Source organism: Pseudomonas onubensis (assembly GCF_965653655.1).
GTDB lineage: Bacteria > Pseudomonadota > Gammaproteobacteria > Pseudomonadales > Pseudomonadaceae > Aquipseudomonas.
This window is the reverse complement of record NZ_CBFHAZ010000015.1, coordinates 1-22,027: the sequence shown is the minus strand read 5'-3', so window position 1 is coordinate 22,027 and position 22,027 is coordinate 1. Positions and strand designations below refer to the sequence as shown.

Sequence of the window (22,027 nt, the reverse complement as noted above, 5' to 3'; positions counted from 1 at the left end):
GCTTTATTCCCCTTGCGTGAATAATTAGTTAAACGCGGCCGCGATTGACCATCGCCAGAATCGTCGCCAACAACTCCTGCTGCGCTTCATCGCGGCTGATCTCGCCGCTGGCGGCGGCCTGGGACAAGGCTTCGGCGGCACCCAACATGGCGCGCAAGCCCGCCTGGGAAACAGTGCCGTTGGGCGCGAACGGCGCCAGTGCATCGCGGCACTTTTGCAGAAAGATCGCCTCGTATTTGCGCTTTAACGTTTCCAGCTCCGGCGAGCTGCTCAGCGCGGCAATGACCCCCGGAATTTCCCGCCCTTGCAACAACACGCAATCGACGTAACAGGACGCGATGACCCAGGCGCGTTCTTCCAATGTGGCGGCCGTGGTGTCCAGCGCCTCGGCAAACACTTGGTTCTGGCGGCTATCGAAGTCTTCATAGAGTGCGGCCAGCAGGCCGGCGCGAGTGACGAAATGGTCGTAGACCACCGGCTTGGTAACGCCCGCCAGCTCGGCCAGGCGGCCCAGGGTCAGGGCTTCGGTGCCTTCTTCGCGCACCAGTTGCCAGGCCATGTCGAGCAATTGGCGCAGGCGATCCTCGCGGGACAGGCGGCGGCGTGGGGCAGGGGATTCAGCGCTTGACATGCTTATATACCAAAAGTAACTTAAGGTTCGTAACCTACTAAAAGTAGCTAGCGCCCAGCCTAGCCCGAAATGGAGTCAATGTCATGCACGCACTGATCGTAGTAGCCCATCACGACCCGCAGTCCCTCACCCATAGCGTTGCCTCGCAAGTGGCGGCCGGGCTGACAGCCGCCGGCCACACCTACGAGATTGCCGACCTCGCCGCCGAAGGCTTCGACCCGCGTTATACCGCTGCCGACCACCTCGTACACCGCACACGCGCTCAACCGCCCGCCGATGTGCTGGCTGAACAGGCGCGCATCGACCGCGCCGATGCGCTGGTGCTGGCGTTTCCGATTTATTGGTGGTCCCTGCCGGGGCTGCTCAAAGGTTGGGTTGACCGCGTGTTCGTCAACGGCTGGGCGATTGATTACGGGCCCGACACGCCGGTGGTGAAAAAACTGCGGCACTTGCAGGTGCACCTGCTGGCGCTGGGTGCGGCGGATGAAGGCGCGTTTGATCGGCACGGGTATGCCAAGGCCATGCGCACGCAGATCGACTACGGGATTTTTGATTACTGTGGGGCGCAGGTGCTGACGTCAGAGCTGTTGCTGGATTCGGAGGGCGGCGCTGCGCAAGCGCATTTGCGCACCGCGAAGGCCATCGGGCAGAGCCTGTTTGAACGCGAAATGGTTGCCGGCTGAATCAGCCTTCGCGAAACAGATCGTGGGCATCCAGCAGGCGGTAGGCAATTTCCGGGCGCTTCTCCAGGCCACGGCGAATCGCCGCCGGAATCGCCTGGCGGGTTTTGCGGCACAGGCCGGGCTGCTCATCGATGTTGATCTGAATGCCACGCATGCTCTTGACCTCGGTGTGCCCTGGCGCCACCTGCACACGGATGCCCAATAGCTCAAACATCTTCTGTTGCATGTGTTCCAGGTCTTGCAGGCTCTGGAGGTTTTCCAGGCGCTCGACCAGCTTTTTTTCTTCCTGACGCGTCAGGCTGAGGATACGCAGGTCGGCGCCGGGCGCTTGCAACAGCTGTTCGCGGTCACAGGCACACACGCCGGGTGGGCAGGGTTGGCGAATTGTCATGTGCATTCCCTCCCCAAGTCGACGTGTTGGCTCAGTAGCTGAGCGTTACCCCAAGGCTGCCCAGGGCCTTCCAGTATTCAGGGTAGGTCTTGGCCACGCAGTCCGGGTCCTGGATGCGAATACCCGCCACCTTCAGCCCGGCCAGTGCAAAGCACATGGCGATGCGGTGGTCGGCGTGGGTGTCGATCAGCGCATTGCATGAAGTGCCGGCCAGTGCCGGGTCGCTGGCCACCAGCAGGTCGTCGCCCTCAATGGTCGCCAACCCTGGGCGAATCTCGTTGAGGCCGTCGTGCAGCGCCTGTACACGGTCACATTCCTTGACGCGCAGGTTGGCCAGTTCGGTGAAGCGCACCGGGGTGTTGTTGAACGCGGCCAGCACCGCCAGGGTCGGGATTGCGTCCTGCATCTGCGAGCCAATCACGGTGGCCTGCATGTTCGGGAACTGCGCGATCACGGCCTGGGCCTTGGCGTCCGGCTGGGTGAAATCTTGCGCGGCCACGCCGATGTCGATGCGCCCGTCGGTCAGCACTTCGGCAGCCCACAGGTAAGTGGCGGCGGAGGCGTCGGGTTCGATCAGGTAGTCATGGGCGCTGTAACCGGTGGGGGCCACACGCCAGGTGGTGTCGTCGACCACCTCGACCTGCGCACCGAATGCACGCATGCAGTCCAGTGTCAGGTCGACGTAGCCACGGGCGCCGATGTCCTTGCCGGTCAATGCCACTTCAATCGGGGCCTGGCCGCAGGCCGCGAGCATCAGCAGCGCCGACACGTACTGGCTGGACAAGCCGCCATCAATCTCAAAACGCTTGGCCTGCACCTTGCCCACGCCGTGTACGGTCACCGGCGGGCAACCGGTCGGGCTGTCGACGCGGATGCCGTTCTGGCCGAGGGTGGCCAGCAGCGGGCCGATCGGGCGTTTTTGCATGTAGTCGTCGCCGTCGAGCACCACGGTGCCTTCGACGGTCGCCACGGCGGCGGTGAGAAAACGCATCGCGGTGCCGGCATTGCCGAGGAACAGCGGCTGCGACGGCAATTGCAGCTTGCCTGCGCCTGTGACCACGAAGGTGGTGTCGTCCGGCTCATCGATGCTCACGCCCATCTGGCGCAGGGCCACAGACATGTGGCGGGTGTCATCGCTTTTCAGCGCACCGCTCAGGCGGCTGGTGCCCTTGGCCAGGGCGGCCAGCAACAGGGCGCGGTTGGTAATGGATTTGGAGCCGGGGGGCGCGACCTTGCCGTTCAGGGCGAAATTGGGCGGTGTAACGGTCACGGTTTTCTGCGAACTCAAGGTACAAGGCTCCTGATCAAGGCTAGGCGGTATGGAGTGGCCGACGGGCGGACCCGAATAATCAGCCAAACACGCCACCCTTGTCGAGCGAGGATCGTTGTATGGCGTGTATTTCGAGGCTGTCGCCGACGTGTCCGGGGAACGGACTGTACTTGTAGTCGGACTACTCCTTTGCGCGTAGGACAAGCAGTAAATCCGATGCAGGACAACGCCCTTTAGTCAGCGATACGCAGGCAGTGTGCGAACTTTCCGAGGTAAGCCGCGGCTGGACAATAACGCCCGTCAAGGTAAGTTCGAGGCGTGCTCCATGACGGGGCACATTCAATCAAGGAGTGACTGAAATGAACAAACCCCAGACCCAACTTCGCCATGGTCGCGTGGTAGATCCGGCCAGCCGTGGTTCCGTGGCGGTAGAGCGCGGGCTGCTCGGCAACTGGCAAGTCAACGAGATGGAGGGCGGTAAAAACTTCCCATCGCTCACTGCCGGGCCGTTCCCCGCTCCCTATCAAACCGATGATCCAAGCGTCACGCCGCCAGGCGACGGGCATATCCTGAGTGGCGGAAAAACCGACGATCGCGATTGCCTCAACTTCACGGATGAGGAGATGAGCAAAAAGCTCAACACGCCGTTTACCTGGCCATTGCTGAATGTCGAGGCTGGTCAGGTGTTCAAGGTGCAGTGGGCCTACACCGCCGCCCACGTCACCCGAGGTTATCGCTGGCTGATCACCAAGGATGGCTGGGACCCCAAACAACGCATCAGCCGTGCGCAGCTTGAGGCCAAGCCGTTTTTCGAAGACTTCTACACCCAGGTGCCGTACTACCAGCACGCCGATGAAATGAAGGCCAAAATCGAACACCAGGTCACGTTGCCCAAGGGCAAGAAAGGCCGGCATGTGGTGGTGCTGATGTGGATCGTGGCCAACACCGGCAACGCGTTCTATCAGGCGTTTGACCTGGACTTCAAATAAGCGCTGTTAACGCTGTGCCAACCAGTAATCATGCAGCGCCCGCGCAGCGGGTTCGATCGATCGAGCCCGCTGTTGGTGGGCGTTTACATCCAGGTCGGCCGGCAGTTCGAAGTTGTCCTGCTCGGCGCACCAGGAAATCTTCTCCAGCAGCGCCGCCTGTTCGGCCGGCAGCTCTGGCCAGTTGCCAATCGCGGCGCCACGGATATAACCGAAGCACCATTCCTCGGCAAGCGTGACGGTTTGGCCTTGGTGTTCGGTGTCATCAAAACGCGCCTTGAGGCTTTGCGCGTCGGTGGCCAATTGCGCCGCCAGCGTATTCATATGGCGCACGCACAGCTCCAGAAAGCGCTGGGCCTCTTCCGCGTTTTCCCAGGCCGGGTTCTGCCCACCCCAGATCGCCGGGAACCACTCACCGACGTCCACTTGTGCGGGGCTTGAGACCAGCGCGGTGAAGTAGCCGTCGAGTTCAGCCAGGTTCAGCACCGAATGATCGTCGCCGTATTTCAACAGCGTTTCGTCAATGAAGTCGAAATCGGCAGGGGTGAGGGTTTGGGCGAGCATGGGCATATCCTATAAACGTCGAGCGCCGCGAAGTGGGCGGCTTAAAGCGCAGAGGATGGCGCTTGGGCGGGCTTTTTTCCACTTATTTCCCAGCGCTGGCACAGCTTGCTCACGCACATCGAACCCACCACCGCCAGAATGATCGGCACCAGAAAGTCATGCTCGATGCGGGTAAATTCGGCCACCAGCACAATCGCGGTCAGCGGCATGCTCATGCTGGAGGCCAAAAACGCCGCCGCGCCGATGATCGCAAACGCGCCCAGCGGCACCCCGGGCCATACCAGGCTCCAGGCGCCGCCGAGCAGAATCGCGAGCAACGCGCCATTGGCCAGGCCCGGCGTCAGCAGGCCGCCCTCGGCACCGGCGCGCAGGCTGCTGGCAGTGATCAGCACCTTGGCCAGCAGCAGGAGGGCGGCCAGGCCTATTGTCAGCTCATTGTCGAAGCCCAGCTGCGCCGGGCCTTTGCCATTGCCGAGGATCTGCGGCAGCAGCATCGCCAGCCCGCCGATAAGCGTAAAGTTGATCAGCGACATTACCGGCAGGCGCCAGCCGCGTGCGGCGTTGGCCCTGGCGCCGGCGGTAAAACGGCTGAACCCATAGGCCGCCACACCAAACACCGGCCCGCACACCACGGCCCAGGCGATCAGCGCCGGGCTGAGCACAAAGTGCGGCACTGCATATTGAGATTCTGCGCCGAGCCCGATCCAGGCCACCGACGCACCAATCGCCGAGGTCGCCAGCGCAATCACCGCCGCCGGCCAGCTGAAGGCGCCTACCAGTACTTCCAGCACAAACACCGCGCCGCCCAACGGCACGTTGTACACCGCCGCCAACCCGGCACCGGCGCCGCAGGCCACGATCAAACGGTGCATGTTCGGTTCCAGGCGCGCGCGTTGGGACAGCCAGGTTGCGGCCAGCGCGCCGACCTCACGCGGCGCCACCTCACGGCCCAATGGCGAACCGAGGGCCACGGTGATGATCTGCAGTACGGCGTGGGCGAGGGTGGTCTTGGGCGGCATGATCGGCATGTTTTCAGACACGGCCTGTTTGATGCTCACCAGCGGGCGGCCATAGCAATAAATCATCCACCAGCCCAGCCCGGCGACCAGGCCGCACACCACCAGCACCAGCAGGCGGCGCTCCGGCGCGGCAGCGGTGACGCCCCACAAAAAGGTTTCGTGGCTGACCAGGCTGTCGAGGCTGTAACCGTAGGCAAGGTGCTGGATGCCATGCAGCAGTAACGCCAGCAGCATCCCGCCCAGCCCGGCGCCAATGCCGGTCAGCACGACCACCAGGGCCAGAATCAATGATGAACGAAAGGTGGACGGCATAGCGGGCTCCAGGCAGTGGCCCTGAGTGTATAGCCGATAAAGTGCGGTGCCTGGGTGAAATGTATCGGCAGGTCATAAACCCCGCGCCCACAACATTTCATTACTTTTGCCAGTCCCGTTTTTGGCCGATGCGCCGTCATGCTCCCTTGTTATAGTTCGAGCCTTATTACTCGCCAGTCAGGGATCACTGCCATGTCCGAATACCAAGCTTTCATCGTCGAACTCACCGGCAATGTTGCCCATGTGCAGATCAACCGCCCGGAAAAGATCAACGCGATGAACGCGGCGTTCTGGACCGAGATCATCGACATCTTCCAATGGGTCGAAGACACCGACGCCGTGCGCGCCGTAGTGCTCAGCGGCGCCGGCAAGCATTTCTCTTCCGGTATCGACTTGATGATGATGGCCTCGGTGGCCAATAGCTTCGGCAAAGATGTAGGCCGCAACGCACGCCTGCTGCGGCGCAAGATCCTTGAGCTGCAAGCCTCGTTCAATGCCGTCGACAACTGCCGCAAGCCGGTGCTGGCGGCCATCCAGGGTTACTGCATCGGCGGCGCCATTGACCTGATCAGCGCTTGTGACATGCGCTACGCCGCCGAAGGCGCGCAGTTCTCGATCAAGGAAATTGATATCGGCATGGCCGCCGACGTCGGCACCCTGCAACGGCTGCCACGCATCATCGGCGACGGCATGTTGCGTGAACTGGCCTACACCGGTCGCCCGTTCGGCGCAGATGAAGCGCGCAGCATCGGCCTGGTCAACCGTGTGTATCCCGATCAGGACAGCCTGTTGGCCGGTGTAATGGAAATCGCCCATGAAATCGCGAGCAAATCACCGATTGCCGTGGCCGGCACCAAAGCCATGATCAGCTATATGCGTGACCATACGGTCAATGATGGTCTGGAATACGTTGCCACCTGGAACTCGGCTATGTTGCAATCCAACGACCTGCGCGTGGCCATCGCGGCCCATATGAGTAAGCAGAAACCCGAATTCGTGGATTGACTGACATGACCCCAGGCTGGATTACCACAACGCTGCTGGACAACGACGCCCCTGGCGGCTGGGCCGTCGCCCGCAGCCGCGAGGGCTTTTTGCATGACACCAATGGGCCGCTGTTCCCGCGTGAATGGCTCAAGCGCCAGGACCTGCCGGTGTTTGCCGAACATGGCATTGGCCACCTCGACGGTGAGCCGGTGTACTTGCTGGAGCTGAACGCGGCAGCCGAAGTGCCGGGTTGCAGCTGGCAGGGTTTGCGCGGCTTTATGTTGCAGGGCGACCACACCCTGTACAAAGTGCTGGGCTACGCCGCGCAGATCGGCACCTGGGCGCGTGAGCATCGGTTCTGCGGCAGTTGCGGCCAGGCCATGGTCCAGGTGCCGCGCGAACGTGCGATGTATTGCCAGGCCTGCGACCTGCGCAGCTACCCACGCATTTCGCCGAGCATGATTGTGCTGGTGACCCGTGGCGACGAGATTCTGCTGGCGCGGTCGCCGCGTTTTGTCACGGGCGTGTACAGCACGCTGGCGGGGTTCGCCGAGCCGGGTGAGTCGGCCGAAGATTGCCTGATTCGTGAAGTGCGCGAAGAAGTGCAGGTGGAGGTCAAGAACATCCAGTACATGGGCAGCCAGTGCTGGCCGTTCCCGCACTCGATGATGCTGGGCTTCCATGCCGAGTACGCCGGGGGGGACATCGTGCCCCAGGCCGATGAGATCGAAGACGCGCAGTGGTTCAACATCCACGACTTGCCGCCGTTGCCGGCGTCACGTTCGATTGCGCGTTACCTGATCGACCTCTATCTGGCGCGCCGTTTAGGCCACGCTGAACCAGTGCTGCCAGGCTAGGCGCACGGTCAGGCCGAGGACCACGGTGATAAACACCGGCCGAATGAATTTGGCGCCGCCGCTGATTGCGCTGCGTGCGCCAAAGAACGCACCGCACATCACCGAAACGCCCATCGCCAGGCCGACGATCCAGTCCACCGAGCCATTGAAGATAAACACCGACAGCGCCGCCGCGTTGCTGACGAAGTTCATGCTGCGCGCCACGCCGCTGGCTTTGACCAGATCGATGGGGTGCAGCAGCATCGTGCTGACTGTCCAGAACGCGCCGGTGCCGGGGCCGGCCACGCCGTCGTAGAAACCCAGGCCGAAGCCTTGGGTGGATTGCCATTTCTTCTTGATCGGTGCGTCGGCGTCCAGCGGCGCCTTGGGCGTGCCGCCGAACAGCAAATACACGCCGCAGGCGAAGACGATTACCGGGAGCATTTTGTTCAGGGTTTCGGCCGGCAGGTAGTGGGCGACCACGGCACCCGCCAATGCGCCGATCAGCGTGCCGACGATGGCGTGCACCCATTGGCGCGGGTGGAACAGCTTGCGCCGGTAGAAGGTGAAACTGGCAGTGGCGGAGCCGAAGGTCGAGCTGAGCTTGTTGGTGCCAAGCACCAGGTGCGGCGGCATGCCGGCGGTGAGCAGGGCAGGCGTGGTGAGCAGGCCGCCGCCGCCGGCGATGGCGTCGATAAAGCCGGCAATAAAGGCCACGCAGGCAAGAATGGCGAGGGTGGTCAGGTCAACGCTGAGTTCGAAGGGCATGGGCAGGGCTTATTATTGGCAGGGCGCAGAAAAGGGCTGCGCCAAAGGCCGGTATCTTACTTGGATCTTGTTGTTCTACGCGATCCAAATGTGGGAGCGGGCTTGCTCGCGAAAGCGGTGGATCAGTTATAGATGTGCTAACTGACACTCCGGCTTCGCGAGCAAGCCCGCTCCCACATTTTGAATTGCAATCAACCGTGACGTTTGTCCAGCCACTCCAACGCCGTGCGCCACACACAAACTCCCAGAAAGTACGCCGACATCACCGACCACAACCCAAACGTCCATGGGTTGGTATTGGGGTAATCCACTACCATCAAAAAGCTGCACAGCAACCAAATCGTGGTCACGGCGATGTTGATTGGCATAAAACGCTTGACCCGGAACGGGTGCAGAAACTTCATCGGCGTGACCGTCAGCAGTGCCAGGCCGATCACCGTGGCCAGGGTCACCCAGGCATCCGGCTGGATGATGTAAACGCACAAGGCCACCACATTCCACGCCGCAGGAAAGCCGACAAAATAGTTGTCCTTGCTCTTCATGTTCACATTGCAGAAGCAGAACAGCGACGACACCAGGATCACCGACACGGTAAACAGGTGGGTGAAGTCCGGCAGGTCTATATAGCGGTAGATAAACAGCGCCGGAATAAACACATAGGTCAGGTAATCGATCACCAGGTCCAGCACCGAGCCGTCGAAGCTGGGCAGTACCGTGCTGACATTGACCCGTCGCGCCAGTGAGCCATCGACGCCATCGACCACCAGCGCCAGGCCCAGCCACAGCAGGCAGGCCTTGGGTGAGTTTTCCAGCAAGGCCAGGGTGGCCAGGAACGCCAGCACCACGCCGGTGGCGGTAAAGCCGTGGGCGCCCCAGGCTTTGAGTCTGGCTACATGCAGGGTCGATATCACGGGCGGCTCTCCAAAAGATCAAACAGGGCAGCCGACGACGTAACGCCGTCGAGTCTGGCCGGGGAATGCAGGTATCGACCGGGAAGGGGGGGATAAGGTTCACCGCCCGGTGTATCACTTAGCGTAGCAAGGGTCAGACGTTTCGGCATCAACCCTGACGGAACACCAGTGCCTTCAAACCGCTTTGCGGGTCGACATCGGGAAATTCCGGCGGGTTTTCCAACCGCTGCACAAAGCGCAGGCCCGGTGCTTCGCGGGTTACGCCGTCAATCAGGAAGCCCTCACCGAAGGCCGGGTCGTTCATGCACGCCAGCACCGTGCCGTGGGCTGTGAGCAGATCCGGCAGGCGGCGCAGCACGCGTTGGTAGTCTTTGGTCAGCAGAAAACTGCCTTTCTGGAACGACGGCGGGTCGATGATCACCAGATCGTAAGGGCCGCTGTTGGTCACCTTGGCCCAGGACTTGAACAGGTCGTGGCCGAGGAAGTTGACCTTGCTCAGGTCATGACCATTGAGGCGATGGTTGTCGCGCCCGCGACTCAAGGCGCCACGGGCCATGTCCAGGTTCACCACATGGTCGGCGCCGCCTTCGATGGCCGCCACCGAGAAACCGCAGGTATAGGCGAACAGGTTGAGTACGCGCTGGCCCTTGGCCTGTTCGCGCACCCAGTTGCGGCCGTAGCGCATGTCGAGGAACAGCCCGCTGTTCTGTTTTTTACCCAGGTCGATCAGGTAACGCAGGCCGCCTTCGGTAATGGTCAGTTCGTCTACGGCTTCGCCCGAGAGCCATTCGGTGGTGCTTTGCGGCAGGTAGCGGTGTTGCAAGGCCACCGTGTAGGCATTGAACTGTGTTTGCAGCAGCTGTTTAAGGGCTTCGAGCTGCGCAGGCGCAGGCGCCTTGAACAACGAGACCAGCAGCACGCCCTGCAACCAGTCCACCGTCAGTTGCTCCAGGCCCGGCCAGCAGCGGCCACGGCCGTGGAACAGGCGCCGGGTTTCACTCGGCGGGTTGGCCAGGGCGGTGAGCAAATGGGTGTGCAGGGTAGCGAGTGCGTCTGGGTTCATCGTTGAGCGTCAGTCATTGAGCGGGCGGCATTTTAAACACAGTTGCGGTGCTGCGTCGTGTTTGAGCACAACGTGCTGCTAAAAAGATGATTAGCAGTGATTCATGCTCAAAATGCTTGAACCTGCGCCTGATAACAGGCAAAAAATCCTTCGGCACCGACATAAACTGGAAAAAAAGCCCGGAGGTGCCCATGAACGGTTTCGCGAGTGCAGTCAATCACACAGCCCAAGACCCGCAAGAACTGGATGAGTGGCGCGACGCCCTGGCCTCGCTGGTGGCCAATGCCGGGCCAGCACGCGCGCGCCAGATCCTCGACCTGCTGGCCCGCGAAGGCAGCGCACCGCACATCGACTGGAAACCGCGTCACGGCACGCCCTACATCAACAGCATCAGTGTTGAGCAGCAACCGGCGTTTCCCGGTGACCTGGCCACCGAAGAACGCATCGCCTCGCTGGTACGTTGGAACGCTTTGGCCATGGTGGTGCGCGCCAACCAGACGTATGGCGAGCTGGGTGGCCATATCGCCAGTTATGCGAGTGCGGCGGACCTGTTCGAAGTCGGTTTCAATCACTTCTTCCGGGCGCGCAGCGACACCTTCGGTGGCGACCTGGTGTTCTACCAGCCACATTCGGCACCGGGAATTTATGCCCGCGCTTATCTGGAAGGCCGCCTGACGGAAAACGACCTGGCGCACTACCGCCAGGAAATCGGTGGGCCAAAAGCCGGGGCACGCGGCCTGTCCAGCTACCCGCACCCGTGGTTGATGCCGGACTTCTGGCAGTTCCCCACCGGCTCCATGGGCATCGGCCCGATCAGCTCGATTTTCCAGGCGCGCTTCATGCGCTATCTGCAACATCGCGGCTTGCTGGACACCGCCGAGCGTCACGTCTGGGGCGTGTTCGGCGATGGCGAAATGGACGAGCCGGAAAGCATGTCGGCCCTGACCCTGGCTGCCCGCGAAGGCCTGGACAACCTGACCTGGGTGGTCAACTGCAACCTGCAACGCCTCGACGGCCCGGTGCGTGGCAACGGGCGCATCATCGACGAACTCGAAGCCTTGTTTGCCGGTGCCGGCTGGAACGTGATCAAGCTGGTGTGGGGCTCGGACTGGGACGCCTTGCTGGCCAAGGACACCGACGGCTCGCTGGTGGACACCTTGTCGAACACCGTCGACGGGCAATTCCAGACCTTCGCCGCCAAAGACGGCGCCTATAACCGCGAGCATTTCTTCGGCCAAAGCGCGTCGCTGGCGGCCCTGGTGGCGGGCATGAGCGACGAACAGATCGACCGCCTCAAGCGCGGTGGCCACGACATGGTCAAGATCCACGCCGCCTACCATGCCGCGCGCCGGGTCAAAGGCCAGCCCACGGTGATTCTGGCCCAGACCAAAAAGGGCTTCGGCATGGGCGAAGCCGGGCAGGGCAAGATGACCACGCACCAGCAGAAGAAGCTCGACCGCGATGCGCTGCTCGCCTTTCGCAATCGCTTCCAATTGCCGCTGACGGATGCGCAGGCCGAATCCTTGAGTTTTTTCAAACCCGCCGAGGACAGCGTTGAACTGCGTTACCTGCATCGACGTCGGCATAAACTCGGCGGTTATGTGCCAAGCCGCAGCCCGCTGGCCGCTCCCATCAGCGTGCCGCCGTTGGCAGGCTACGCCGGTTTCGCCACGGCAACCGACGGCAAGGAGATGTCCACCACCATGGCCTTTGTGCGCATGCTCACCAACCTGCTCAAGGACAAGGCGCTGGGCCCGCGCATCGTGCCGATTGTGGCGGATGAAGCGCGTACCTTCGGCATGGCCAACCTGTTCAAGCAGATCGGCATTTACTCCAGCGTTGGCCAGCGCTATGAGCCGGAAGACATTGGTTCGATCCTCAGCTACCGCGAAGCCACCGACGGGCAGATTCTCGAAGAAGGCATCAGCGAAGCCAGTGCCATCAGCTCGTGGGTGGCGGCGGCCACCAGTTATTCGGTGCATGGGCTGCGCATGTTGCCGTTCTACATCTATTACTCGATGTTCGGTTTCCAGCGCGTCGGTGACCTGATCTGGGCTGCCGCCGACCAGCGCGCCCGAGGTTTTCTGCTCGGCGCCACCGCCGGGCGCACCACCCTGGGCGGCGAAGGCTTGCAGCATCAGGACGGCAGCAGCCACTTGGCAGCCGCGACGGTGCCCAATTGCTGCGCCTACGACCCGGCATTTGCCGGCGAGTTTGCGGTGATCCTCGACCACGGCATGCGCCAGATGCTGGAGCACGATGTGGACGAGTTCTACTACGTGACCCTGATGAACGAAAACTACCCGCAACCGACGCTGCCGGCGGGCGTGGAGGCGGCGATTATCAAGGGCATGTATCGGTTGCAAGGGGCTGCGCAGGCCAGGGTACGCCTGCTTGGCTCGGGCACACTGGTGCGTGAGGCTCAGGCGGCCGCGCAGTTACTGGCTGAGGATTGGCAGGTGGCGAGCGAGGTGTTCAGCGTGACCAGTTTCAGCGAACTGGCACGCGATGCGCGGGAGGTGGAGCGCTGGAATCGATTGCATCCGCAAGAGGCAAAGCGCGTCAGTCATGTGAGCGACTGTTTGCCCGCTGGTGCGCCGGTGATTGCCGTATCCGACTATGTGCGGGCGGTGCCGCAGATGATCGCTTCGTATCTGGACAGCAGCTACACGGTGTTGGGCACAGACGGATTTGGGCGCAGTGACACGCGGGCCGCGTTGCGTGATTTCTTTGAGGTGGATCGCTATCACATTGTACTGGCGGCGCTGACGGCGTTGGTTGAGCAGGGCAGTGTGCCACGGGAGGTATGCCAGCAGGCGATTGAGCGGTATGGCGTGCAGGTAGCGCGCGAGCCTTCCTGGATCTCTTGAACAACAAAGATCAAATGTGGTTTTGTGCTGTCGCTTAAATACTTGCGATCAACGGAGCGCCAAAAGACTCACGCAAAAAGCCCGGTGCGATATAGCGCTCGTAATGCGCCTCGGACAGCAGGAAAAACTCGCGGTCAATCGCGTCACGCAAATCCGCCAGGTGGCGCTCGCGAAACTCCGGCAGCAGCGCCAGACCATACGCATCCAGCCTGGAAATCACCCGCGCACCCCGGGCAATCAACTGGTACGCCCAGCAGTACGGCGACTGGTGCGGCACAAAGCGAATTTTGCGGGTTTCAAGTTGCTGGCGCAAAAGCTGTGGGTCAAACACTTCCAGCTTGCTGGCCATCACTTGCACAAGCAATTGCTCCAGGCGCAGCCACACCGCCTGTTTTTCCTCGGCATTGTAGCCATTCCACTGGATGACTTCATGGTGATAACGCTTGCAGCCCCGGCAGACCAGGTCGCCGTAAACGGTGGAGCACAGGCCGACACACGGCGTTTTGATGGTTTGGTTGGGCATAAAAGGCATTTTGCAAAGTCTGTAGAACACCACGGACCTAGAGCGGGCTTGCTGTGGCGAGGGAGCTTGCTCCCGCACGACAGCGTAGCTGGAGTAGGATTTTTGGGGCTGCTTCGCACCCCAGCGCAAGCAAGCTTGCTCGCCACAACAAGCCCGCTCCCACAATTTTAGATCTGCTTAATAGATCAATCCCAGCTCAGCGCGCCGCCGGTTTGGTACTCGATCACACGGGTTTCGAAGAAGTTTTTCTCTTTCTTCAAATCCATGATCTCGCTCATCCAAGGGAACGGGTTAGTCGTCCCTGGGTATTCTTCTTTAAGACCAATCTGCGACAAACGACGATTCGCGATGAACTTGAGGTAATCCTCCATCATCGCCGCATTCATGCCCAACACCCCACGCGGCATGGTATCCCGCGCGTATTCAATCTCCAGCTGCGTCCCCTGCAAAATCATCTGGGTCGCTTCTTCCTTCATCTCGGCATCCCACAAGTGCGGGTTTTCGATTTTGATCTGGTTGATCACATCGATACCGAAGTTCAGGTGCATCGACTCGTCACGCAGGATGTACTGGAACTGTTCCGCGACGCCGGTCATTTTGTTGCGGCGGCCCATGGACAGGATCTGGGTGAAGCCGCAGTAGAAGAAGATGCCTTCCAGGACGCAGTAGTAGGCGACGAGGTTGCGCAGCAGTTCTTTGTCGGTTTCGACGGTGCCGGTTTCGAACTTCGGATCGGAGATCGAGCGGGTGTATTTGAGGCCCCAGGCGGCTTTTTTGGCCACCGATGGAATCTCGTGGTACATGTTGAAGATCTCGCCTTCATCCATGGCCAGCGATTCGATGCAGTACTGGTAGGCGTGGGTGTGGATCGCTTCTTCGAAGGCCTGGCGCAGGATGTACTGGCGGCACTCCGGGTTGGTGATCAGGCGGTACACGGCCAGTACCAGGTTGTTCGCGACCAACGAATCAGCAGTGGAGAAGAAGCCGAGGTTGCGCATGACGATGCGGCGTTCGTCGTCGGTGAGGCCTTCGGGGTTTTTCCACAGGGCGATGTCGGCGGTCATGTTGACCTCTTGCGGCATCCAGTGGTTGGCGCAGCCGTCGAGGTACTTTTGCCAGGCCCAGTCGTACTTGAAGGGCACGAGTTGGTTGAGGTCGGCGCGGCAGTTGATCATGCGCTTTTCGTCAACGGCGACGCGGGCGGCGGAGCCTTCGAGTTCGGCGAGGCCTTCGGCGACGTCGAGTTTGTCGAGGGCGGCCTTGGCGCGCACGATGGCGGCGGAGTCGTTGGCGGTGACGGCGCGGGCTTCGATGGCGGCGGCAGCGCCGGCACCGTCGAGGCGGTCCATGTTGGCTTCGGTGGCGTGGCCGGCGTTGGCGCCTTTGATCACCGCTGCACCGGTGTCTTCGTTGTCGACTTCATCCCAACTCAACATTGAAATTCTCCTTCCTGGTACTCGAAAAATAGGTTTTTGCAGGCTTCAAGGCATTGAAATACTGCGCAGAGTGTGGTCGGTAAATACCGATACTGCACACTATGTAGTGGTGGTTTGTGTTTGTGGGCACACTATATGGTGTGTAACAAAACAGGTCAACGCACAAGATGTGCGGTCTTGGGTCGCGGCGCGGCGCCCGGTGAGCTATAAAGCCTGGGTTCATTGACTGACGGTGGATTTTCAAGGGAATGAAAAAAATACTGATCCGATCCGCCACGTTGGAAGACGCGCAAAACCTCTTCGAGGTGCATAGGAACTCCGTCGAAACACTCTGCACAGGCAACTACGGCCCCGAACAGATCGCCATGTGGCTCGACGGTCGCTCACCGGCGACCTACCGCGAGGCCATCGCCGCCGGCAACCTGTGGCTGGCACACACCGACAGGCTGCAGGGTTTTATCGAAATCGACGGACATGAAATCAGCAAACTGTTCGTGCGCGGCGATGCCGCCGGGCAGGGCATTGGCGCACGCTTATTGAATGAAGCCTTGCAGCGCATCAAGAATGCCGGCCATGCCAAGGCTTACCTGGAAGCGACCCTTAACGCCGAAAACTTCTATGCCGCCTTCGGCTTTCGCAAGGTCGGCGAGGGCACCTTCAGCCGGGGCAACAGCCCGGCGTCCATCGAGATCATCAAGATGGAGCTCGATCTTTAGCGGCTGGCCTACCAGCCACGCAGCCGCTCCCAGATCTGCACCTCACCCGTGTGCAACACGGCGTTGTAACTGCCAAACTGCGCCCCCGTGGCGCACGCATGATTGGGCAGAATACGCAGGCGCGTGCCGAGCGGAAATTGTGTCTCCACATCCACGCCGCCCGCTTCGAATCGCGCTACGCCATGCTCCTGGTTGGCGCTGCTCAACAGCAACCCGTCGATCAACTCCCCGTGCTCATCGCACACCTGGCCATAACCGAAGTCGCGTTTCTGCGCGTGCGTGCCGCGATCGCGGCTCATGGCCATCCAGCCGGCATCGGTGATGATCCAGCCTTTTTCCGCTTGATGGCCGATCACGGTGGTCAGCACGCTCAAGGCCAGTTCATCGGTGCGGCATACGCCGATGTTGTGCATTACCAGATCAAAAAACGCGTACACACCCGCGCGCAGTTCGGTCACGCCCTCAAGGCTGACGGCCGACAATGCGGTAGGCGTGGAGCCGACACTCACCTGATCGCAGGCCATCCCGGCGGCACGGATACGTTGCGCCGCTTCAACGCAGCGTGCGCGTTCCTGTTCGGCGATGGCCTGCAATGCTTCAGGCGTATCCAGGCCGTAGCTTTCCCCGGCATGGGTCAGTACGCCGACGAGGCTGTCACCGAGCAAGCGGGCGATGTCGAGCAATAGCGGATCCTGTGGCTTGACCCCGGAACGGTGGCCGTCGCAATCAATCTCGATCATCACCGCAAAGGTTTCACCCTGCTCGCTGCCGAAATCGATGAGGGCCTGGGCGCCGGCGAGGCTGTCGGTGATCAGCGTCAGCGCGCAACCCCGGCGGCGCAGCGCCAGGGCCTGGGGCAATTTGTGCGGGGCCATGGCGACGGCGTAGAGGATGTTTTGGATGCCCAGTTCAAAGAAGTATTCGGCTTCCTTGAGCGTCGATACGGTGATGCCACGGGCACCGGCCGTTATCTGCGCAGCCACCACTTCGGCGCACTTGTGGGTTTTGACGTGGGGGCGCAGGTGCACGCCCAAATGGTCGGCGCGTTGTTGCATGCGCTGGAGGTTGCGCTGCATTTTCACGCAGTCTAGCAATGCTGCTGGGGTGTCCATGGTTAACGCTCCACAAGGGCGGACGGCGGCCAAATTGACGGCCTGTCCAGGACTGGATATGTTGTCTTGCATGAAAAAGACCTCTGCCGAAGAAACCACCCTGATCAGCCAGCTCGAACAGATTGCCGAAGGTTTGAGCAAAACCTTCAGCCCGTTCTGCGAGGTGGTGCTGCACGATTTGCGCGACCCGCAGCAGGCGATCCTGGCGATCCATAACAACCTCTCCGGGCGCTCGCCGGGCGAGCCGACCACCGAGCTGGGCCTGGCGCGGATTGCCGACCCCGACTACCCGCAGATCATTGCCAATTACCGCAATCAGTTCGCCGATGGCCGCCAAGTCAAAAGCACCTCGATTGGTATCAAGGACGCCAGCGGCAAGTACGTCGCCGCCTTGTGCATGAACGTCGACCTCTCACTGTTCCGTGGCCTGCAGGGCATGCTTGAGCAATTTGGCTCGGTCACCGGCGACACGCTTATCGAATCCCTGGAACCGTCCGGGGCCGATGTGATTCGTACCCGCATCGACCAGTTCGCCGCACGCCTGGCCACCACGCCGCGCGCGCTCAAGGCGGCGGACCGACGGCTGTTGCTGCAAGAGCTCAAGGACTCGGGCTGCATGGATATTCGCCGGGCCATGGAGACCGTGGCTGCGCACTTGGGCGTGTCCCGTGCGGCGGTCTACACCTACGCCAAATAGCGCGCCACGGCTTCAATCTCCACCAGGTAACCGTGGTGCAACTCGGGCACCGGCACCACCGCGCGAGCAGGGCGATGCTCGCCCAGCGCGGCGGCGTAAATACGGTCGAATTGCGGCCAGTGCTGCACCCCGGCCACATACACCGTGACCTTCACCAGATCCTGCGGCGAGCCACCGGCGGCTTTCAGGATGGTCAGCAAGTTAGCCAGCGCTAGCTGGGCCTGTTCGGCAAACGATGCTTCAAGGTTGTGGCGCCCGTCCGCGCTCACCGGCAATTGCCCAGAGATATACAGCGTATCGCCGTGGCTGACGGCTTGGGCGTAATGCCCGGCAGGCGCCGAGGCGGCCTCGGTGTGGATGATATTCATGGCGCCTCGCTGAGCAACGCGGCGTAGCGCGCAATATCGACATTGCCGCCAGTGACGATAATGCCCACGCGCTGGCCCTTGAACCGCTCGCCCAGCTGGCGCAACGCCGCCAGGCCCAGGCACCCGGTGGGTTCGACCACCATTTTCATGCGTTGCATAAAGAACGTCATCGCGGCCACCAACTGCGCGTCGGAGACGGTGAGAATGTCGGTCACCTTGTCGCGGATGATCGGGAAGGTGCAGTCGCCCAGGTGCTGGGTTTGCGCACCGTCGGCGATAGTCGCCGGGGTGTCGATGTGCACGATGCTGCCGGTCTGGAATGAACGCTGGCCGTCGTTGCCCGCTTGGGGCTCAACACCAAACAGCCGGCAATCGGGGGCCAGCGCACGGGTCGACAGTGCGGTGCCCGAAAGCATGCCGCCACCACCCAGGCCGACAAACAAAGCGTCCAGCGGCCCGGTGAATTCCAACAGTTCCTTGGCGGCCGTGCCTTGGCCGGCGAGGATGTGCGGGTGGTCGTAAGGCGGGATCAACGTCATGCCATGCTCCACCGCCAAGGTGCGGCCGATCTGCTCACGGTCCTCGTTGAAACGGTCATACAGCACCACGCTGGCGCCGTATTCCCGAGTGGCGGCTACTTTGGCGGCAGGCGCGTCGGCGGGCATCACGATGGTCGCCGGCATACCGAGCAATTGCGCGGCCAGCGCAATGCCCTGGGCATGGTTGCCGGAGGAGAACGCCACCACTCCGGCCTTGCGCTGCTGCGCGTCAAACTGCGAGAGCGCATTAAACGCACCGCGAAACTTGAACGAGCCGGTGCGCTGCAGGTTTTCACACTTGATGAACACCTGGGCGCCGGTTTCAGCGTCGAGGGTGCGTGAGGTAAACACCGGCGTTTGATGGGCAAAGCCTTGCAAACGTTGGGCGGCGGCGATGACATCTGAATAGTCAGGCAATTGCATGGGCGGACCTCGTGTGCGGATATGGATAAAATATCCATATAAAGACAAATAGTAAAGATCCGTTTGGTTTTGCTGAAGTGCTAAAGTTTCGCGCTTCTCTTACTCCTCGAGGGCCCGATGTTGATACGACTCGCCGAATACATCGCCGACTTTTCCCAATCGCCGCTGGCACCTTGGGCCGCCCTCACACCCTGGGCGCTGACGACCCAGGCCCCAGTGATTGTTCGCCAGATGCTCACTCAACTGCTGGCAGCCGATTACATTATTGAGGATGAAATCGCCATCCACCGTACCGCTACCGTCGAGGCTGGGGCCTTGCTCAAAGGCCCGCTGATCATCGGCGCCGAGTGTTTTATTGCCAGCGGCTCGCTGTTGCGCGGCGGTTGCTGGGTGGATGCGCAATGCATCATCGGCCCCGGCGCAGAGTTGAAAACCTCGTTTGTATTCAGTGGCAGCAAACTGGCGCACTTCAACTTTGTCGGCGATTCGGTGCTGGGGCATGGGATCAATCTGGAAGCCGGCAGTATCGTCGCCAACTACCGTAACGAGCGGTTGGACAAGGAAGTGCAGGTGCGGGTCGCCGGGCAGTTGCAGCGTACCGGGTGCGACAAGTTTGGCGCCTTGCTCGGCGATCAGTGCCGGATAGGGGCCAATGCGGTATTGGCACCGGGCACGCTATTGGCGCCTGCCAGCACAGTAGGGCGTGGGCAAGTGTTTGATGCAGAACTGACCGGATAAACACGATGTTGAAAAGAGCGTGGTGATCAGCAGCGATATTAAATAGAATGAATCTCATTTGAGACTCACTCGCGCCGCGCAGGTTGTTTGCCATGACTGATGCTGTTGCTCCCACCCACGCCGGTGATCAAACCCTGTCGAGTTTGTACCGCGACCACCGCAGCTGGCTCGAAAGCTGGCTGCGCCGGCGCCTGGGCAATGCCTGGGATGCGGCGGACCTGAGCCAGGACACCTTTGTGCGGGTATTGGCCAGTGCCCAGCCGATTGCGCAGATGCAGGAGCCACGGGCGTATCTGGTGACCGTCGGCAAGCGCTTGCTGGCCAACTTTCATCAGCGCCGCAGCCTTGAGCAAGCCTATCTGAAGGCGCTGGCGAATTTGCCTGAATCCTGCGTGCCGTCGCCCGAGCAACGCTGGCTGCTGCTGGAAACCCTGCACGCCCTGGATGAGTTGCTCGACGGTTTGCCGCCGGCGGTGCGCCGCGCCTTTTTGTGGAGCCAGTTGGAAGGCCTGGGTTATCGCGAGATCGCCGAGCGGCTCGACGTCTCTGAGCGCACGGTCAAGCGCTACATGGCCCAGGCCTATGAACATTGCCTGATGGTGGACCTTTGAGTCGCGACGTAGCGCGTGCTGCGGCTCAGTGGTTGGCGCTGTTGGAATCCGGCGCGGCTACCGAGCGTGACCACGCCAATTTGCAGGCTTGGCGCGACAGCCACCCTCAGCACGAACAGACCTGGCAGAAAGCCCAAACGCTGCGTCAGCGCTTCAATGACTTGCCCCAGGCCGTGGCAATGGCCAGCCTCGACCGTCCGCAAGCGGGGCGGCGTGCGTTGCTCAAGCGGGCCCTGGGCGTGGCGGCGCTGGTGCCGACCGCCTGGTTGATCAGCCGGCAGTTGTCCATCGAGGCATGGCGGGCCGATTTACACACCGCCACCGGCGAGCGCAAACGCCTGCCATTGGCCGATGGCGGCAGCCTGCAACTCAACACGGCGACGGCGGTGGATGTTGACCTGGCACAGCGACGCATCACACTGGTGGACGGCGAGTTGGCGCTGACGGTACCGGGCGCAGCGGCGATCAGTGTGTACACGCGCTACGGCCAGGTAGAGGTGCGCCACGGCGAAGTGTGCGTGCGGCAATTGGCGTCTGGCTGCCGCGTGTCGGTGTTCAAGGGCGCGGTGCAGGTGCGTGACCATAGCGGGCAACTGGCGACCTTGAGCGTCGGTCAGCAAGTGTCATTAAAGCCTCAGGGCTTGGCCGAAAGGGCCGCGTTTGATGTGCAGCAACTGGACTGGCGCGACGGCGTACTGACTGCGCAGGATCAGCCCTTGGGCGACTTCCTGCGCGAACTGGAACGCTACCGCCCCGGCGTGTTGCGCTGGGACCCAAGCCTGGAAACACTGCGGGTCACCGGCAGCTTTCGCCTGGATGACACCGACCGCATCCTCACGCTGCTGGCCCAGACCCTGGGGTTTGAGGTGCGAGCGCGCACGCGTTACTGGGTGACATTGAGTCGAGTCCTGGCGTAGATCCTGCGGCGTGCGCGGGCCAATTGCGCGCATATACCAATATCGAATAAATAAAGAGTTATATATTCCTTTTAATGTTTGTGCCGATAACGCATTTTGAGGGCCTGCGCATTCGTGCGGATTGACCCAACAGCCAAAAGGAAAGCCGACATGACCATTAAAGCGATCAACGTGCGCAACCAGTTCAAGGGCGTGATCAAGGAAATTCTGCTGGGGGAAGTGGTGTCCGAAATTGATGTGCAAACCGCGTCCGGCATCGTCACATCAGTGATCACCACCCGCTCGGTGCGTGACCTGGAATTGAAAGTGGGCAGTGAAGTGATTGCCTTTGTGAAGTCGACTGAAGTGTCGATTGCCAAGCTGTAAATGTATTCGCAAGTGTATGCCGGCCCAGACAAAAGTAACCAAAAAGTCTTCGCCCCAACACTCGGTGCCTCGCTATGGCTCGGCATGCCTGCAATCCGCCAGTGATTTGGGGGGGGGCGTTCTCAGATCAAGATCAAAAGCGCAGATCAAAAGACCGCTGACTTCGTCATCGAAAGGGATGTAAGAGCCGGAGCAACAGCAACAGTAGAGTCACACTCGGTCACCTGTGGGAGCGGGCTTGCTCGCGAATGCGGTGTGTCAGTGACAGATGAATTGACTGACCCACCGCC

At 61.3% G+C, this 22,027-nt stretch carries 24 protein-coding genes; 11 read left to right on the top strand and 13 right to left on the bottom strand.

All coding sequences use genetic code 11. The annotated features are described in order from the left end of the window. Positions 1 to 28: 28 nt before the first annotated feature. Positions 29 to 631: a TetR/AcrR family transcriptional regulator gene (locus ACTD9P_RS07900; RefSeq protein ID WP_438867262.1), complete on the bottom strand. Its 603-nt coding sequence runs from the start codon at positions 629 to 631 to the stop codon at positions 29 to 31. Between the two features lie 83 nt (positions 632 to 714). Here ACTD9P_RS07900 and ACTD9P_RS07895 point away from each other — a divergent pair, with 83 nt between their 5' ends. After that, positions 715 to 1,314, top strand: a complete 600-nt coding sequence (locus ACTD9P_RS07895; protein ID WP_438867261.1) for an NAD(P)H-dependent oxidoreductase — start codon at positions 715 to 717, stop codon at positions 1,312 to 1,314. A gap of 1 nt (position 1,315) precedes the next feature. Here the strand turns inward: ACTD9P_RS07895 and ACTD9P_RS07890 are convergent, their stop codons facing one another. Both ACTD9P_RS07890 and aroA read right to left on the bottom strand, forming a co-directional pair. Continuing rightward, positions 1,316 to 1,705 carry a hypothetical protein gene (locus tag ACTD9P_RS07890; RefSeq protein ID WP_056860400.1) on the bottom strand — a complete coding sequence of 130 codons (390 nt, stop codon included), beginning with the start codon at positions 1,703 to 1,705 and terminating at the stop codon, positions 1,316 to 1,318. A gap of 31 nt (positions 1,706 to 1,736) precedes the next feature. Further along, the gene (gene aroA / locus ACTD9P_RS07885) at positions 1,737 to 2,993 is read right to left on the bottom strand and encodes a 3-phosphoshikimate 1-carboxyvinyltransferase (RefSeq protein WP_438867260.1); all 1,257 of its coding nucleotides are present in this window, start codon (positions 2,991 to 2,993) and stop codon (positions 1,737 to 1,739) included. Between the two features lie 341 nt (positions 2,994 to 3,334). On the opposite strand from aroA, the gene ACTD9P_RS07880 reads away from it, so the two are divergent. Next, positions 3,335 to 3,964: a lytic polysaccharide monooxygenase auxiliary activity family 9 protein gene (locus ACTD9P_RS07880; RefSeq protein ID WP_438867259.1), complete on the top strand. Its 630-nt coding sequence runs from the start codon at positions 3,335 to 3,337 to the stop codon at positions 3,962 to 3,964. A 6-nt stretch (positions 3,965 to 3,970) separates the two neighbouring features. Here the strand turns inward: ACTD9P_RS07880 and ACTD9P_RS07875 are convergent, their stop codons facing one another. Together ACTD9P_RS07875 and ACTD9P_RS07870 are read right to left on the bottom strand one after the other, a co-directional pair. Continuing rightward, positions 3,971 to 4,525, bottom strand: a complete 555-nt coding sequence (locus ACTD9P_RS07875) for a UPF0149 family protein (RefSeq protein WP_438867258.1) — start codon at positions 4,523 to 4,525, stop codon at positions 3,971 to 3,973. Between the two features lie 41 nt (positions 4,526 to 4,566). Beyond that, the gene (locus ACTD9P_RS07870; protein ID WP_438867257.1) at positions 4,567 to 5,856 is read right to left on the bottom strand and encodes a chloride channel protein; all 1,290 of its coding nucleotides are present in this window, start codon (positions 5,854 to 5,856) and stop codon (positions 4,567 to 4,569) included. A 192-nt stretch (positions 5,857 to 6,048) separates the two neighbouring features. On the opposite strand from ACTD9P_RS07870, the gene ACTD9P_RS07865 reads away from it, so the two are divergent. Further along, positions 6,049 to 6,861 carry a crotonase/enoyl-CoA hydratase family protein gene (locus ACTD9P_RS07865; protein WP_438867256.1) on the top strand — a complete coding sequence of 271 codons (813 nt, stop codon included), beginning with the start codon at positions 6,049 to 6,051 and terminating at the stop codon, positions 6,859 to 6,861. A 5-nt stretch (positions 6,862 to 6,866) separates the two neighbouring features. After that, complete coding sequence (gene nudC, locus ACTD9P_RS07860) at positions 6,867 to 7,700, top strand: NAD(+) diphosphatase (protein WP_138817512.1); 834 nt, start codon at positions 6,867 to 6,869, stop codon at positions 7,698 to 7,700. Here the strand turns inward: nudC and ACTD9P_RS07855 are convergent. The 3 genes from ACTD9P_RS07855 to ACTD9P_RS07845 all read right to left on the bottom strand — a co-directional run bounded on the left by ACTD9P_RS07855 (position 7,668) and on the right by ACTD9P_RS07845 (position 10,421). Next, positions 7,668 to 8,447, bottom strand: coding sequence for a TSUP family transporter (locus ACTD9P_RS07855; RefSeq protein ID WP_438867255.1), 780 nt, complete (start codon positions 8,445 to 8,447; stop codon positions 7,668 to 7,670). The genes nudC and ACTD9P_RS07855 overlap by 33 nt on opposite strands. A 191-nt stretch (positions 8,448 to 8,638) precedes the next feature. Continuing rightward, the gene (pcsA, locus tag ACTD9P_RS07850; protein WP_438867254.1) at positions 8,639 to 9,358 is read right to left on the bottom strand and encodes a phosphatidylcholine synthase; all 720 of its coding nucleotides are present in this window, start codon (positions 9,356 to 9,358) and stop codon (positions 8,639 to 8,641) included. A 148-nt stretch (positions 9,359 to 9,506) separates the two neighbouring features. After that, positions 9,507 to 10,421: a class I SAM-dependent methyltransferase gene (locus tag ACTD9P_RS07845; RefSeq protein WP_438867253.1), complete on the bottom strand. Its 915-nt coding sequence runs from the start codon at positions 10,419 to 10,421 to the stop codon at positions 9,507 to 9,509. Positions 10,422 to 10,612: 191 nt separating this feature from the next. Here ACTD9P_RS07845 and mdeB point away from each other — a divergent pair, with 191 nt between their 5' ends. After that, positions 10,613 to 13,291: an alpha-ketoglutarate dehydrogenase gene (gene mdeB / locus ACTD9P_RS07840; protein ID WP_438867252.1), complete on the top strand. Its 2,679-nt coding sequence runs from the start codon at positions 10,613 to 10,615 to the stop codon at positions 13,289 to 13,291. Between the two features lie 34 nt (positions 13,292 to 13,325). Here mdeB and ACTD9P_RS07835 read toward each other — a convergent pair whose 3' ends face one another. Beyond that, positions 13,326 to 13,814 (bottom strand): DUF1289 domain-containing protein, encoded by a 489-nt coding sequence (locus ACTD9P_RS07835; protein WP_305459669.1) that lies wholly within the window; start codon positions 13,812 to 13,814, stop codon positions 13,326 to 13,328. A gap of 185 nt (positions 13,815 to 13,999) precedes the next feature. Then, complete coding sequence (locus ACTD9P_RS07830; protein ID WP_169988491.1) at positions 14,000 to 15,250, bottom strand: ribonucleotide-diphosphate reductase subunit beta; 1,251 nt, start codon at positions 15,248 to 15,250, stop codon at positions 14,000 to 14,002. Between the two features lie 248 nt (positions 15,251 to 15,498). Between ACTD9P_RS07830 and ACTD9P_RS07825 the strand changes: the two genes are divergently transcribed. After that, entirely contained in the window at positions 15,499 to 15,966 is a 468-nt protein-coding gene (locus ACTD9P_RS07825) for a GNAT family N-acetyltransferase (RefSeq protein WP_438867251.1), read from the top strand. 8 nt (positions 15,967 to 15,974) lie between these two features. Here ACTD9P_RS07825 and ACTD9P_RS07820 read toward each other — a convergent pair whose 3' ends face one another. Then, the gene (locus ACTD9P_RS07820) at positions 15,975 to 17,078 is read right to left on the bottom strand and encodes a DSD1 family PLP-dependent enzyme (RefSeq protein WP_438867250.1); all 1,104 of its coding nucleotides are present in this window, start codon (positions 17,076 to 17,078) and stop codon (positions 15,975 to 15,977) included. A gap of 70 nt (positions 17,079 to 17,148) precedes the next feature. On the opposite strand from ACTD9P_RS07820, the gene ACTD9P_RS07815 reads away from it, so the two are divergent. After that, on the top strand, positions 17,149 to 17,775 hold the full coding sequence (locus ACTD9P_RS07815; RefSeq protein ID WP_438867249.1) for a helix-turn-helix transcriptional regulator: 627 nt from the start codon (positions 17,149 to 17,151) through the stop codon (positions 17,773 to 17,775). Here the strand turns inward: ACTD9P_RS07815 and ACTD9P_RS07810 are convergent. Both ACTD9P_RS07810 and ACTD9P_RS07805 read right to left on the bottom strand, forming a co-directional pair. Then, entirely contained in the window at positions 17,763 to 18,143 is a 381-nt protein-coding gene (locus tag ACTD9P_RS07810) for a RidA family protein (RefSeq protein ID WP_438867248.1), read from the bottom strand. The genes ACTD9P_RS07815 and ACTD9P_RS07810 overlap by 13 nt on opposite strands. Then, positions 18,140 to 19,105 carry a threo-3-hydroxy-L-aspartate ammonia-lyase gene (locus tag ACTD9P_RS07805; protein ID WP_438867247.1) on the bottom strand — a complete coding sequence of 322 codons (966 nt, stop codon included), beginning with the start codon at positions 19,103 to 19,105 and terminating at the stop codon, positions 18,140 to 18,142. The genes ACTD9P_RS07810 and ACTD9P_RS07805 overlap by 4 nt, the downstream gene beginning before the upstream one ends. A 120-nt stretch (positions 19,106 to 19,225) precedes the next feature. On the opposite strand from ACTD9P_RS07805, the gene ACTD9P_RS07800 reads away from it, so the two are divergent. From ACTD9P_RS07800 to ACTD9P_RS07785, 4 genes are all read left to right on the top strand, one after another. Then, on the top strand, positions 19,226 to 19,843 hold the full coding sequence (locus tag ACTD9P_RS07800; protein WP_438867297.1) for an LbetaH domain-containing protein: 618 nt from the start codon (positions 19,226 to 19,228) through the stop codon (positions 19,841 to 19,843). Positions 19,844 to 19,935: 92 nt separating this feature from the next. After that, positions 19,936 to 20,454 (top strand): sigma-70 family RNA polymerase sigma factor, encoded by a 519-nt coding sequence (locus tag ACTD9P_RS07795; RefSeq protein WP_438867246.1) that lies wholly within the window; start codon positions 19,936 to 19,938, stop codon positions 20,452 to 20,454. Beyond that, positions 20,451 to 21,371, top strand: a complete 921-nt coding sequence (locus ACTD9P_RS07790; RefSeq protein WP_438867245.1) for a FecR domain-containing protein — start codon at positions 20,451 to 20,453, stop codon at positions 21,369 to 21,371. Before ACTD9P_RS07795 ends, ACTD9P_RS07790 begins: the two co-directional genes overlap by 4 nt. Before the next feature lie 150 nt (positions 21,372 to 21,521). Further along, on the top strand, positions 21,522 to 21,737 hold the full coding sequence (locus ACTD9P_RS07785; RefSeq protein WP_003173733.1) for a TOBE domain-containing protein: 216 nt from the start codon (positions 21,522 to 21,524) through the stop codon (positions 21,735 to 21,737). Positions 21,738 to 22,027 lie beyond the last annotated feature (290 nt).

What these genes read in the sequence shown, in the direction of transcription:
- mdeB (WP_438867252.1), top strand. Translation starts at nt 10,613, where the DNA reads ATGAACGGTTTCGCGAGTGCAGTCAATCACACAGCCCAAGACCCGCAA.
- ACTD9P_RS07820 (WP_438867250.1), bottom strand. Translation starts at nt 17,078, where the DNA reads ATGGACACCCCAGCAGCATTGCTAGACTGCGTGAAAATGCAGCGCAAC.
- ACTD9P_RS07795 (WP_438867246.1), top strand. Translation starts at nt 19,936, where the DNA reads ATGACTGATGCTGTTGCTCCCACCCACGCCGGTGATCAAACCCTGTCG.
- ACTD9P_RS07870 (WP_438867257.1), bottom strand. Translation starts at nt 5,856, where the DNA reads ATGCCGTCCACCTTTCGTTCATCATTGATTCTGGCCCTGGTGGTCGTG.
- ACTD9P_RS07875 (WP_438867258.1), bottom strand. Translation starts at nt 4,525, where the DNA reads ATGCTCGCCCAAACCCTCACCCCTGCCGATTTCGACTTCATTGACGAA.
- ACTD9P_RS07805 (WP_438867247.1), bottom strand. Translation starts at nt 19,105, where the DNA reads ATGCAATTGCCTGACTATTCAGATGTCATCGCCGCCGCCCAACGTTTG.
- nudC (WP_138817512.1), top strand. Translation starts at nt 6,867, where the DNA reads ATGACCCCAGGCTGGATTACCACAACGCTGCTGGACAACGACGCCCCT.
- ACTD9P_RS07825 (WP_438867251.1), top strand. Translation starts at nt 15,499, where the DNA reads ATGAAAAAAATACTGATCCGATCCGCCACGTTGGAAGACGCGCAAAAC.
- ACTD9P_RS07855 (WP_438867255.1), bottom strand. Translation starts at nt 8,447, where the DNA reads ATGCCCTTCGAACTCAGCGTTGACCTGACCACCCTCGCCATTCTTGCC.
- ACTD9P_RS07895 (WP_438867261.1), top strand. Translation starts at nt 715, where the DNA reads ATGCACGCACTGATCGTAGTAGCCCATCACGACCCGCAGTCCCTCACC.
- ACTD9P_RS07900 (WP_438867262.1), bottom strand. Translation starts at nt 631, where the DNA reads ATGTCAAGCGCTGAATCCCCTGCCCCACGCCGCCGCCTGTCCCGCGAG.
- ACTD9P_RS07890 (WP_056860400.1), bottom strand. Translation starts at nt 1,705, where the DNA reads ATGACAATTCGCCAACCCTGCCCACCCGGCGTGTGTGCCTGTGACCGC.
- ACTD9P_RS07845 (WP_438867253.1), bottom strand. Translation starts at nt 10,421, where the DNA reads ATGAACCCAGACGCACTCGCTACCCTGCACACCCATTTGCTCACCGCC.
- ACTD9P_RS07830 (WP_169988491.1), bottom strand. Translation starts at nt 15,250, where the DNA reads ATGTTGAGTTGGGATGAAGTCGACAACGAAGACACCGGTGCAGCGGTG.
- ACTD9P_RS07865 (WP_438867256.1), top strand. Translation starts at nt 6,049, where the DNA reads ATGTCCGAATACCAAGCTTTCATCGTCGAACTCACCGGCAATGTTGCC.
- ACTD9P_RS07880 (WP_438867259.1), top strand. Translation starts at nt 3,335, where the DNA reads ATGAACAAACCCCAGACCCAACTTCGCCATGGTCGCGTGGTAGATCCG.
- ACTD9P_RS07835 (WP_305459669.1), bottom strand. Translation starts at nt 13,814, where the DNA reads ATGCCCAACCAAACCATCAAAACGCCGTGTGTCGGCCTGTGCTCCACC.
- ACTD9P_RS07810 (WP_438867248.1), bottom strand. Translation starts at nt 18,143, where the DNA reads ATGAATATCATCCACACCGAGGCCGCCTCGGCGCCTGCCGGGCATTAC.
- ACTD9P_RS07785 (WP_003173733.1), top strand. Translation starts at nt 21,522, where the DNA reads ATGACCATTAAAGCGATCAACGTGCGCAACCAGTTCAAGGGCGTGATC.
- ACTD9P_RS07815 (WP_438867249.1), top strand. Translation starts at nt 17,149, where the DNA reads ATGAAAAAGACCTCTGCCGAAGAAACCACCCTGATCAGCCAGCTCGAA.